We start from the raw sequence: 12,593 nt of genomic DNA on the forward strand, positions 1-12,593 counted from the left end.
GGACGTCATCGTCGACGATGCCTGCACCGAGCTCGACAAGGTCGTGCCGGTCGACCAGCGCATCCATGTCGAGGTGGTGTGGGAGCCGCCCTGGACGACCGATCGCATGAGCGACCGGGCCAAAGCCTTCATGGGCTGGTAGGGCAGGGGATGCGACGCGCTCCGGGTCTGCTGCCGCGACTGGCCTTCGCGGGCCTCGCGGTGGTGGCTCTGGTGGCCGGCATTGCCAGCGGCCTGGTGCGAGCCGGGGTCGCCGTGCCCGTGGCGAGCGCGGCCGTCGCTACCCATGCCTTCCTGATGATCTGCGCCTTCATGGGCACCGTCATCGGCATCGAGCGCGCCSTGGCCCTGAAGCATCCGGCGGGTTTTGCTGGCCCGCTCGCCTCGGGCGCTGCGGGCCTGGTGATGCTCTCCGGCGCGCCAGGCCTGGCCGCATGGCTGGCCGCGGGCGCGTCGCTGGCCTTTGTCGGCGTGAACCTGGCCGTGGTCAGGCGGCAGCGGGCCGCGCACACGCTGCTGTTGCTCGCCGGCGCAGTAGCCTGGGCGGCCGGCAGCCTGCTGCACGCGCTCGGCCTGATGGCCGGCGCCGTGGTGCCGCTGTGGTTCTGCTTCCTCGTGTTCACCATCGCCGCCGAGCGGCTGGAGATGACGCGGCTGATGCGCCGCCATGCCGGCGCCGGCCCGGCCTTGCTTGCCATCCTGGCCGTGGCTGCCTGTGGCGCGGTGTTGTCCGGCCTTGTCGCGGACGTGGGCGGCCTGCTGTATGGCTTGTCTCTGGCCGCGCTCGCCAGTTGGCTCGCGGTGTTCGACATCGCACGCCGCACGGTCCGCGCCGCGGGGCTGAGCCGCTACATGGCCCTGTGCCTGCTCACCGGCTACTTCTGGCTGGCCGTTGCCGGCCTGGCCTGGGCGGGCACGGCGCTGGGCCTGCCGTGGCGCGACGCCGCTCTGCATGGCCTCGCGCTGGGCTTCGTCTTCAGCATGGTGTTCGGCCATGCCCCGGTCATCCTCCCCGCCGTCGCCCGCGTGAAGCTGGCGTTCGGCTGGCCCTTCTATGTGCCGCTGGCGCTGCTGCATGCGTCGCTGGCCGTGCGTCTCGGCGGCGGCCTGTTCGACGCCCGACTGACGGCCGCAGGTGCCACCGGCAACGCGCTGGCCATCGCTGCATTCGTGCTGACGCTGGCTGGAGCAGCCATCGCCTGGCGAGCTCAACGGAAACCAACACATGATGCCCTTGCTGAGAATCGATGAGCCCCCGCCGGCCGCGCCCGCGGGCTTTGCACTGTTCGCGCTGGGCTTTCGGCCCTTCTACCTGCTGGCCAGCGTGTTTGCCGCGCTGTCCGTGCCGCTGTGGGCGCTGCAGTTCTCGGGTCTGCTGGGCCATGCCTATCTGGCCGGCCCGATCTGGCATGCCCACGAGATGCTGTTCGGCTTCACGCTGGCCGTCATCGTCGGCTTCCTGTTCACGGCCGGCCGCAACTGGACCAACCTGCCCACGCCTACCGGCTGGAAGCTCGCCGCGCTGGCCGCGCTCTGGATCGCCGCCCGCGTGCTGGTGTTGACGCCTTTTGCGCTGGCCGCTGCCGTTGCCAACGTCGCCTTCCCGCTGGCCGCGGCCATCAGCCTGGCCTTGCCTTTCGTGAAGGCTGGCAGCCGGCGCAACTACTTCTTCATCGGCCTGCTCGCGCTGCTGGCGCTCGCCGCCGGCTGCGTGCACCTGGCGCAGTTCGGCGTCGACTTGGTGCCCGGCTGGCTCGGCATCCAGGTGGCGCTGGACGTGGTGCTCTTCATCCTGGCCGTCATGGGCGGGCGCGTCATCCCGATGTTCACGAACAACGGCGTGCCAGGTGCTGGCGCGAGCCGCAACGCATGGGCCGAAAGGGCGGCGCTCGGCGGCGTGCTGGCCCTGCTGGCTGCCGATGTCGGGGGCTTGCACGGCTGGCCGCTGGCTGCTCTCACGACCACCGTCAGCGCGGCTCATGCGTGGCGCTGGGCGTTGTGGCGGCCCTGGCGCACGCTGCGTGCGCCGCTGGTGTGGGTGCTGCACCTGGCCTACCTGTGGGTGCCGGTGCATCTGCTGCTGCGCGCGCTGGCCGAAGCCGGCTGGCTGATGCCGTCGCTGGCCACGCATGCGCTCACCGTGGGCGCCGTCGGCGGCCTCGTCATCGGCATGATGACCCGCACCGCGCGTGGCCACACCGGTCGGCCCTTGAAGGCTGACCGCTTCGAGGTCGCCTGCTATCTGCTGGTTGCCGCCGCGGCCGCCGTGCGCGTGCTTCTGCCTTTGATCGCGCCTGCCCAGATCGTCCACGCGGCCCTGGCCTCGGCGCTGCTGTGGTCGGCGGGCTTTGGCCTGTACGCGGTGCGCTACTGGCCGGTGCTGTCCCGCCCGCGCCTCGACGGCCGACCCGGCTGAAATCAACGAGACCCAACATGAAACTACCCAGCTACTTTGACGAAGTCCCCCGCCTCACGATGCAGGACCCGCTGGCCCGCGTGCTGGGCTGCGCCGAGGACGGCATCCTCGACTACGGCTTCGCCGACGCCGTGCGGCTGACGGGCCATTCCTGCGTGGCCGTCGCGTYGGCCTACTGGCTGACCTGGCTGGCGCTGGAGCAGCTCTACCCGGACGGCCTGCCGCAGCGCGGCGGCATCAAGGTGGAGTTCCGCGACGATGCGCGCTCCGGTGGGACCGGTGTCGTCGCGACGGTGGTGCAGATGCTCACGGGTGCGGCGGGTGGGTCCGGCTTCAAGGGCCTGGGTGGGCGCTTCAGCCGGGCCGGCCTGATCCGCAGCAAGCCCGACCTGGTGCTGGCGCTGCGCTTCACCCGGCTCGACACGCAGGCCGCCGTGGACGTGGGCGTGGACACGACCTCCCTGCCGGGACAGGCGGAACTGGATGTGCTGGTGGCGCTTCTCGCCTCCGGCAAGGCGGCGCCTCAGGACGAGAAAGACCTCGGCGAGCTGTGGCAGGCGCGCGTGCGCTCGCTGCTGCTGGAACGCGGGCGTGATCGCACTGTCTTCATGGTCCGGCCGGTGCATCGTCTGGGCGGCGCGGCCGGCCTTCCCCACAGCCCGGAGGCCGCGGAGGCGTTCGCGTGAGCCGGAGGTTCCCGATCCGGCCGGCGAACCCCGGGCGCATCTGCTGGGGCTGCGACCGCTATTGCTCGACCGATGCGCTGCAATGCGGCAACGGCTCGGTGGCCACGCCGCATCCGAGCGAGCTGTTCGGCGACGACTGGATGAACTGGGGCCTGGACGCCCCTGCGGCCGCGGCCGAACCCGCCGGGCCAGCGGGAACGGTGGCGGAGTGATTCGTCGCCGCGCTTGCGCGAGATCAAGCTCACGCGGGAACGGCCTGCCCAGAATCCGCCGCATGTCCAAAGGCTGGAATCGCGCCCGTCTCGCCACCAAGGTCGGCATCCTCGGAGCCGCCTTGCTGTGCATCGCGCTGGGCTCGATCGGCCTGACGCTGTGGATAGGCTGGCAGCTCGAAGGCGGCGCGGCGGCGGTCAACGAAGCGGGGCGGCTGCGCATGCAGACCTGGCGCCTCGCCCACCAAAGCGTCGGTGCCGGCAGCGATGCCCTGCGCCCGCTCACCCAGGCCTATGACGCCTCCCTGCAGCTGCTGGTGGACGGCGACCCCGCGCGGCCCCTCTTCCTGCCTCGCGATGAGCACACCCTGCAGGCCTGGCGCGGCGTGCGCGAGGGCTGGCAGCAGCTGAAGTCGACCGCGGTCGATGGCCTGCCGGCGCCCACCGGCGCGCAGGCCGAGGCCCAGGTGCAGCGCATCGACGTCCTCGTCGACGCCGTCGAGGCGCGCATGGCAGGCTGGAGCTCGCTGCTGTCCAGCGTGCAGCTGGCGCTCGTCGGCATGGCCATCGCCGCGGCCCTGATCTTCCTGTACGCCTCGCACCTCGTCGTGTTCGCGCCGGTGGACCGGCTGCGCCGCGGCCTGCAGGCGCTGGAGCAGGGCGCGCTTGGCGCCCGCGTGGCCGAGGACTCGCAGGACGAGTTCGGCGACCTGGCGCGTGGCTTCAACCGCATGGCGCAGCGTCTCGAAGCCGTCTATCAAGGCATGGCCGACGAAGTGCGCGCCAAGACGGCCGACCTGCGCCTGGAGCAGCAGCGGCTGGCCACGCTGTACGAGGCCACGTCCTTCGCCGCTGGCGCGTCGTCCGTGCGCGACCTGGGCGCCGGTTTCGCCGAGCGCATGCGCCGCGCGGCCGGCGCCGATGCCGTCGCGATGCGCTGGCTGGACCCGAGCCAGCAGCGCATGGTGCTGCTGGCTTCGCAGGGCATGCCGCCCGCGATGGCCGAGGCCGAACGCTGCGTGACGCCTGGCGCCTGCCATTGCGGCAGCCCCGGGCCTCATGCCAACGTCATCCCCATCACCCGCGAGAGCGATCACAGGTCGCACTGCGCCAAGGCCGGCTTCGTCGCCGTGACGGCGGTGGCGTTGACGGTGCAGGGCCGCGTGATGGGCGAGGTCGACCTGCTGTTTCGCGACCCGCCCCAGCCCAGCCAGGCGGACCGCGAGTTGCTGGACAGCCTGGCGAGTCACCTGGCCAGCGCGATGGACAGCTTGCGCAACGAGGCGTTGCAGCGCGAGGCGGCCGTGGCCGAGGAGCGCGGCATGCTGGCCCGCGAGATGCACGATTCCATCGCACAAAGCCTGGCTTTCATGAAGATCCAGCTGCAACTGCTGAAGGACGCGCAGCGGGGCGGCAAGGCCGATGCAGCCGTGCGCCTCATCGACGAGCTGGAGCTGGGCCTGAAGGAATGCACTGCCGACGTGCGGGCGCTGCTGATGCATTTCCGCACCCGCACCGATGGCGACGACCTGCTGCCCGCGCTGCAGCAGACGCTGCAGAAGTTCCGCCTGCAAAGCGGCCTGCAGGCCGAGCTGGAGGTGGACGGCCACGGCGCACCGCTGCCGGCCGACGTGCAGGTGCAGCTGCTGCACGTGGTACAGGAGGCGTTGGCCAATGTGCGCAAGCACGCCCAGGCCAGCCAGGTCCACGTGCGACTGGCGCACCAGCCGCACTGGCAGATCGACGTGCGCGACGACGGCCGTGGATTCGACATGGCCCTGGACTCGCCCGACGACAGCCACGTCGGGCTGCGCATCATGCGCGAGCGCGCCGCCAAGGTGGGTGCCGCCGTGGCGCTGGAATCCCAACCCGGGCGCGGCACGCTGGTGCGCGTCTCCCTGCCCGAATACGAGACGGCCAATACATCATGAATGCCGAACCCATCCGCGTCCTTGTCGTTGACGACCACACGCTGTTCCGCCGCGGCCTGATCGCGCTGCTGGCCACGCAGTCGCAGCTGCAGGTCGTTGGCGAGGCCGGCGACGCCGGTGCGGCCGAGCGCCTGGCGGCCGAATTGCAACCCCAGGTCATCCTGCTGGACAACCACCTGCCCGGCGTCACCGGCGTGCAGGCCCTGCCGGCGCTGAAGGCGGCCGCGCCGGGTGCCCAGGTGCTGATGCTGACGATGAGCGAGTCGGAGGCCGACCTGGGCGCGGCCCTGCGCGCCGGCGCCTGCGGCTATCTGCTGAAGACGGCGGACAACCACGAGCTGACCCAGGCCATCGAGCGCGCGGTGCGCGGCGTGTCCAGCTTCAGCGCCGAGATGGCCGGCAAGCTGGCCACGGCCTTCCGCCACGAAGCCGAGGCAGCGTCCACCGCCGCCGCCGTGCCGCCCGACCCGCTGGGCACGCTGTCGCCGCGCGAGCGCGAGATCGTCGACCTGATCGCCCGCGGCGATTCCAACAAGCACATCGCGCGCGAGCTCGGCATCGCCGAGACGACGGTGAAGATCCATGTGCAGCACTTGCTGCGCAAGCTGGACCTGGACTCGCGCGTGCAGGCCGCCGTGCTGGTCACGCAGCAACGCACGTAGTTCTTTAGGACGAGGCCGCCCGGGCCGTCGTCCTCCCTGCGGGCGGTGCCCCGCTGCCCCTCTGGTGAATGTGCGGCGCGCAGGCTGCGCGGGACAGTCTCCTCATGTTCACTGAGGAGGAAACCGCATGACTGCGCCCCCTGTCGACCGCAAGGCCTGGTCGGTGCTGATCGTCAGCACCTTGGCCTTCACCGTCTGCTTCATGGTCTGGATGATGTTCGGYGTCATCGGCATCCCCATCAAGAAGCAGCTCGGCCTCAACGCCACCGAATTCGGCCTGCTGACGGCCATGCCGGTGCTGACCGGCTCTCTCGTGCGCGTGCCGCTGGGCATCTGGACGGACCGTTATGGCGGCCGCATCGTGCTCACGCTGCTGATGCTCGCCACCGTGCCGGCCATCTGGCTGATGGCCTACGCGACGCAGTACTGGCATTTCCTCGTCATCGGGCTCTTCGTCGGCCTGGCGGGCGGCTCCTTCTCGGTGGGCACGCCCTACGTCGCGCGCTGGTTCCCCAAGAGCCGCCAGGGCATGGCCATGGGCGTCTACGGTGCCGGCAACTCCGGCTCGGCGGTCAACAAGTTCATCGCCCCGGTGCTGCTGGTCGGCTTCGGCTGGGCCATGGTGCCCCAGGTCTATGCGGCCATCATGGCCGGCACCGTCGTGCTGTTCTGGCTGTTCAGCAGCAGCAACCCGGCCCACCTCGTCACCAGCAACGTCAGCTTTCGCGAGCAGCTGAAGGCGCTGAAGGACCCGCGTGTGCTGAAGTACTGCCAGTACTACAGCATCGTGTTTGGCGGCTATGTGGCGCTGGCGCTGTGGATGGTGCAGTACTACGTCGGCGAGTTCAGCCTGGATATCCGCGTGGCCGCGCTGCTGGCGGCCTGCTTCAGCCTGCCCGGCGGCGTGCTGCGCGCCATAGGCGGCCTGCTGTCGGACAAGTACGGCGCCCACAAGGTCACCTGGTGGGTGCTGTGGGTGAGCTGGATCTGCCTGTTCCTGCTCAGCTACCCGCAGACCGACTTCACCATCGTGACGCTGGCCGGCGCCAAGACCTTCCACATCGGCCTTAACGTCTACACCTTCACCGCGCTGATGGCCGTGCTGGGCGTGGCCTGGGCCTTTGGCAAGGCCTCGGTCTTCAAGTACATCAGCGACGACTACCCCGGCAACATCGGCGCCATCAGCGGCATCGTCGGCTTGGCCGGCGGCTTGGGCGGCTTCGTGCTGCCCATCCTGTTCGGCGCGCTGCTGGACCTGACCGGCATCCGCTCCAGCGCCTTCATGTTGATGTACGGCGTCGTCTGGGTCTCGCTGATCTGGATGTACTGGACCGAGGTGCGCCGCACCGAAGTCATGGGCCGCAACGCGCCCGAATTCCACCTCGCCGGCTGAGCGCCGAAAGGACCCGCATCATGAGCAAGAACGACATCGCGGACTGGCGCCCCGAGGACGACGCCTTCTGGGAAAGCACCGGCAAGCGCATCGCCTACCGCAACCTGTGGATCTCCATCCCGGCCCTGCTGTGCGGCTTCGCCGTCTGGGGCATGTGGGGCATCATCGCCGTGCAGATGCTCAACCTGGGCTTCCCCTTCACCCAGGCCGAGCTCTTCACGCTGACGGCCATCGCCGGCATTTCGGGCGCGACGATGCGCATCCCGGCCTCTTTCCTGATCCGCATGGCCGGCGGGCGCAACACCATCTTCCTCACCACGGCCATGCTGCTGGCGCCGGCCATCGGCACCGGCATGGCCTTGCAGCACAAGGACTGGCCGCTGTGGGCCTTCCAGCTGATGGCGCTGTGGTCGGGCGTGGGCGGCGGCAATTTCGCCAGCTCGATGTCCAACATCAACACCTTCTTCCCCAAGCGCCTGCAGGGCACGGCGCTGGGCCTGAACGCGGGCCTCGGGAACTTCGGCGTGACGACGATGCAGGTCGTCATCCCGCTGGTGATGACGGTCAGCTTTTTCGGTCTGAGCGGCGACCCGATGACGCTGGTGAAGGCCAGCGGCTGGATCTTCGGCAAGATCCCCGCGGGCACGCAGACCTGGATCCAGAACGCCGGCTTCGCCTGGCTGCTGTCGCTGGTGCCGCTGTCCGTTCTGTGCTGGTTCGGCATGAACAACCTGAAGACGGTGACGCCCAACGCCGGTCATCCGGTGGTTGCCTTCCTGAAGATCACCTACCTGTACTCGCTCGCATTCCTGCCGACCATCGGCATGCTCTATCTATACCTGCCGGCGCCGACGGGCCTGGGCCTGCTCAGCATGTGGGTGGCCATCCCGCTGGACATCATTGCGGCGCTGCTCGTCATGCGCCTGGCTGCCTTCGGCGCGATGAAGGAGAACGTGGCCAAGCAGTTCGCCATCTTCCGCAACAAGCACACCTGGAGCCTGACGGCGCTGTACGTCGTCACCTTCGGCAGCTTCATCGGCTTCTCCATGGCTCTGCCACTGGCGATCACAGTGATCTTCGGCTTCCAGCACATCCCTGATGCGGCCGGCGTGCTCGCCCACACGCTGAAGAACCCGAACGCCCCGTCTGCGCTGACCTACGCCTGGATCGGACCCTTCGTCGGCGCCGCGGTGCGGCCCGTCGGCGGCTGGATCTCGGACAAGGTCGGCGGCTCCATCGTCACGCAGGTCATCTCTGCGGTCATGGTGTTCGCGTCCGCCGCGGTCGGCTATGTCATGCAGCAGGCCTACGGCTCAGCCACGCCGGAGCAGTTCTTCCCGGCCTTCATGGGCCTGATGGTGCTGCTGTTCGCGGCCAGCGGCGTCGGCAACGGCTCGACCTTCCGCTCGGTGGGCGTCATCTTCGACCGAACCCAGGCCGGCCCCGTGCTCGGCTGGACGTCGGCCGTCGCGGCCTATGGCGCCTTCGTCGCGCCGGTGCTGATCGGCGAGCAAATCAAGGCCGGCACGCCGCAGTTCGCCTTCTACGGCTTCGCGGCCTTCTACGCCGTCTGCCTGGTGTTGAACTGGTGGTTCTATCTGCGCCGTGGCGCGGAGATCAAGAACCCCTGAGGCGAGCCAAAGGCCGCTCATAAAGGCCCGGAGGCATCGCCTTCGGGCCTTCTTGCTTCTCAGGCCTGGCGCGCGCGCCTCGTCCGAAAGAACGATGCCTTCACTTGCCCGCCTCCTCCTTCCGCGCCGGTCCTACCCGACCTGCGGTGGATGGGCAGATGGGCCCCCGCCGCGGAGCATGACCATCGTGCCAAAGACCCTCTCACTTCCACTGCGCTGGAATCCGGAAGACCCGGATTTCTGGACCGGCCATGGCCGGGCGGTGGCGCTGCGCAACCTGTCGATCGCCGTTCCCGCGCTGGCGCTGTCGTTCGCGGTGTGGATGCTGTGGTCGGTGCTCGTCGTGCACCTGCCGGCGGCGGGTTTTCGCTACAGCACCAACCAGCTGTTCTGGCTGAGCGCGCTGCCGGCTCTGTGCGGCGCCACTTTGCGCATCTTCTACGGCTTCGCGGTGCGCTGGGTCGGCGGGCGACGCTGGACGGCCTTGTCCACGGCCAGCCTGTTGCTGCCCGCCGGCGGTATCGCGCTGGCGGTGCAGGACCCCGCCACGCCCTATGAATGGATGGTGGTGTTGGCCCTGCTGTGCGGCCTGGGCGGCGCCAACTTCGCTAGCGGCATGGCCCACATCAGCGCCTGCTTTCCGGCGCGCGAGCAGGGCAGGGCGCTGGGCCTGGGCGCCGGTTGTGCCCACCTGGGCGTGGGCCTCGTGCAATGGGCTGTGCCGGTGGTCATTACGCTGGACCTCTTCGGCCTGCCCGCTCAATCGGGCGGGCTGTGGCTGGCCAATGCCGGCCTGGTGTGGCTGCCGCTGATCGCGCTTGCCAGCATGGCGGCCTGGTTCGGCATGGACGACCTGCCCTCGGCCGGTGTTGGCATGGCCGAGCAGGCCCAGCTCTTCACGCACCGCCACAGCTGGCTGATGAGCTGGCTCTACCTGGGCAGCTTCGGCAGCTTCATCGGCTTCGCGGCGGCCGGCCCGCTGCTGTTGCGCAGCCAGTTCCCCGGCTTCGAGGGCGCGCAGCACCTGGTGTGGCTGGGTCCGTTGCTGGGCGCGCTGGCGCGGCCGCTGGGCGGCTGGGTGGCCGACGACTTCGGCGGCGCGCGCGTCAGCCTGGCCTGCTTCGGCGGCCTGGCGCTGGGCGTCGTCGGCGTGCTGGCCAGCCTGGGCATGGAAGGCGGCGCTTGGCTGTTCGGCGCCAGCTTCCTGCTGCTCTTTGTCGCCGCCGGTATCGCCAACGGCAGCACCTTCCGCATGGTGCCGCTGGGCTTCGTGCGCGAGGCGCAGCAAAGCCGACGTACCTTGCCCGAAGCGCAGGCCCAGGGCGCCGCGGCACTCGGCCTGTGCTCAGCCGTCGGTGCCTACGGCGGCTTCTTCATTCCCAAGAGTTTTGGCAGCGCGATCACGCTGGCCGGCGGCCCCGAGGCCGCGCTCTATTGCTTCCTGGCGTTCTACCTGAGCTGCATGGCCATCTGCTGGTGGTTCTACGGCCGTCGCCACGCCCCCCTGTCCTGCTAACGGAGAAATCAATGTCCCATTTCCTGGATCGACTGACCGCCTTCCAGCTGCCCAAGGAGGTCTTCGCCGGTGGCCACGGCGTGAGCACCGGCGAGGACCGCACCTGGGAGGACGCCTACCRCAACCGCTGGGCGCACGACAAGATCGTGCGCAGCACGCACGGCGTGAACTGCACCGGCTCCTGCTCATGGAAGATCTACGTCAAGGGCGGCATCGTCACCTGGGAGACCCAGCAGACCGACTACCCGCGCACCCGCCCCGAGCTGCCCAACCACGAGCCGCGCGGCTGCGCGCGGGGCGCGAGCTACAGCTGGTATCTCTACAGCGCCAACCGCGTGAAGTACCCGATGGTGCGCGGCCGCCTGCTCAAGCGCTGGCGCGAGGCGCTGGCGGTCTCGAAGAGCCCGGTCGATGCCTGGGCGCTGATCCAGAGCGACGAGAGCGCCCGGCGTGACTACCAGCAGCTGCGCGGCATGGGCGGCTTCGTGCGCTCCACCTGGGACGAGGTCAACGAGCTGATCGCTGCGGCCAACGTCTACACGATCAAGGAGCACGGCCCGGACCGCGTCATCGGCTTCTCGCCCATCCCGGCGATGTCCATGGTCAGCTACGCGGCAGGCAGCCGGTATCTGAGCCTGATCGGCGGCGTCTGCATGAGCTTCTACGACTGGTACTGCGACCTGCCGCCGGCCAGCCCGCAGGTCTGGGGCGAGCAGACCGACGTGCCCGAATCGGCCGATTGGTACAACAGCAACTACATCATTGCCTGGGGCAGCAACGTGCCGCAGACGCGCACGCCGGACGCCCACTTCTTCACCGAGGTGCGCTACAAGGGCGCCAAGACGGTGGCGGTGACGCCCGACTACTCCGAGGTCGCCAAGCTGGCCGACCTGTGGCTGCACCCCAAGCAGGGAACCGACGCGGCACTGGCCATGGCCATGGGCCACGTCGCTCTCAACGAGTTCTATTTCAAGGAGCGCAGCCCCTATTTCGACGACTACGCGCGCCGCTACACCGACCTGCCGCTGCTCGTGCTGCTGGAGGAGCAGACCCTGCCCGACGGCCGCAAGACCCGCGTGCCCGGGCGCTACCTGCGCGCCAGCGACCTGGCCGGCCAGATGGGCCAGAGCAACAACCCGGAGTGGAAGACGCTGGCCTACGACGCCACCGGCCGCCTGGTGCTGCCCCACGGCTCCATCGGCTTTCGCTGGGGTTCAGAGGGCCGCGACGACACCGGCAAGTGGAACCTCGAAGCCAGGGAAGCCGAGGGTGGCGGTGACGTCAAGCTCAAGCTCTCCCTCGTCGAGGACGGCGAGCAGGCGCACGACATCGTCGACGTTGCCTTCCCCTATTTCGCCGGCAGCGCCAGCGCGCACTTCACGCCCAACCCTCAGCAGGACGGCGTCAGCCACTGCGCCCGCGTGCCGGCCACCACGCTGAAGACGCAGGACGGCGAGGTGCTTGTCGCCACCGTCTTCGACCTGCAGGCTGCCCAGTACGGCATCGACCGCGGCTTCGGCTCGGGTGCCGCGAGCTACGACGACAACGCCCCCTACACGCCCGCCTGGCAGGAAGCCATCACCGGGGTGCCGCGCGCGCAGGTCATCCGCGTGGGGCGCGAGTTCGCCGAGAACGCGCACAAGACCAAGGGCAAGTCGATGATCATCATCGGCGCCGCGATGAACCACTGGTACCACTGCGACATGAACTACCGCGGTGTCATCAACCTCTTGATGATGTGCGGCTGCATCGGCCAGAGCGGTGGCGGCTGGGCGCACTACGTCGGCCAGGAGAAGCTGCGTCCGCAGACCGGCTGGACGGCGCTGGCCTTCGCGCTGGACTGGATCCGGCCGCCGCGCCAGATGAACAGCACCAGCTTCTTCTACGCCCACACCGACCAGTGGCGCTACGAGAAGCTGAACGTGGACGAGGTGCTGTCACCACTGGCGACCGAGGCCGAGCGTGCCGAGTTCGCCGGCAGCCTGATCGACTGCAATGTGCGCGCCGAGCGCATGGGCTGGCTGCCCAGCGCGCCGCAGCTCAAGACCAACCCGATGCAGGTGGTGAAGGATGCCGCTGCCGCCGGCATGGAGCCCAAGGACTACGTCGTGCGCGGCCTGCGCGACGGCTCGCTGCAGATGAGCTG

Annotated in this window: 10 protein-coding genes; all 10 read left to right on the forward strand. The window is 69.4% G+C overall.

Translation table 11 applies throughout. The features are described from left to right. The first annotated feature begins 150 nt into the window (after positions 1-150). Complete coding sequence (locus tag ACXJKR_RS11805) at positions 151-1,251, forward strand: hypothetical protein (RefSeq protein ID WP_457323004.1); 1,101 nt, start codon at positions 151-153, stop codon at positions 1,249-1,251. Beyond that, positions 1,226-2,416 (forward strand): NnrS family protein, encoded by a 1,191-nt coding sequence (locus ACXJKR_RS11810; protein WP_457323005.1) that lies wholly within the window; start codon positions 1,226-1,228, stop codon positions 2,414-2,416. The genes ACXJKR_RS11805 and ACXJKR_RS11810 overlap by 26 nt, the downstream gene beginning before the upstream one ends. Positions 2,417-2,433: 17 nt before the next feature. After that, positions 2,434-3,102 carry a hypothetical protein gene (locus ACXJKR_RS11815; protein WP_457323006.1) on the forward strand — a complete coding sequence of 223 codons (669 nt, stop codon included), beginning with the start codon at positions 2,434-2,436 and terminating at the stop codon, positions 3,100-3,102. Beyond that, positions 3,099-3,314 (forward strand): DUF3079 domain-containing protein, encoded by a 216-nt coding sequence (locus ACXJKR_RS11820; protein WP_457323007.1) that lies wholly within the window; start codon positions 3,099-3,101, stop codon positions 3,312-3,314. Before ACXJKR_RS11815 ends, ACXJKR_RS11820 begins: the two co-directional genes overlap by 4 nt. A gap of 62 nt (positions 3,315-3,376) precedes the next feature. Next, entirely contained in the window at positions 3,377-5,245 is a 1,869-nt protein-coding gene (locus tag ACXJKR_RS11825; protein ID WP_457323008.1) for a type IV pili methyl-accepting chemotaxis transducer N-terminal domain-containing protein, read from the forward strand. Then, complete coding sequence (locus ACXJKR_RS11830) at positions 5,242-5,907, forward strand: response regulator (protein WP_056197891.1); 666 nt, start codon at positions 5,242-5,244, stop codon at positions 5,905-5,907. Before ACXJKR_RS11825 ends, ACXJKR_RS11830 begins: the two co-directional genes overlap by 4 nt. Positions 5,908-6,034: 127 nt before the next feature. Beyond that, the gene (locus ACXJKR_RS11835) at positions 6,035-7,300 is read left to right on the forward strand and encodes an MFS transporter (RefSeq protein ID WP_457323009.1); all 1,266 of its coding nucleotides are present in this window, start codon (positions 6,035-6,037) and stop codon (positions 7,298-7,300) included. Between the two features lie 20 nt (positions 7,301-7,320). Beyond that, positions 7,321-8,931 (forward strand): MFS transporter, encoded by a 1,611-nt coding sequence (locus ACXJKR_RS11840; RefSeq protein ID WP_457323010.1) that lies wholly within the window; start codon positions 7,321-7,323, stop codon positions 8,929-8,931. Positions 8,932-9,109: 178 nt separating this feature from the next. Then, complete coding sequence (locus tag ACXJKR_RS11845; RefSeq protein ID WP_457323011.1) at positions 9,110-10,447, forward strand: MFS transporter; 1,338 nt, start codon at positions 9,110-9,112, stop codon at positions 10,445-10,447. 11 nt (positions 10,448-10,458) lie between these two features. Next, a partial coding sequence (locus tag ACXJKR_RS11850) for a nitrate reductase subunit alpha (protein WP_457323012.1) occupies positions 10,459-12,593 on the forward strand: 2,135 nt, incomplete at its 3' end.

It is taken from the genome of Roseateles sp. P5_E11, assembly GCF_054049355.1.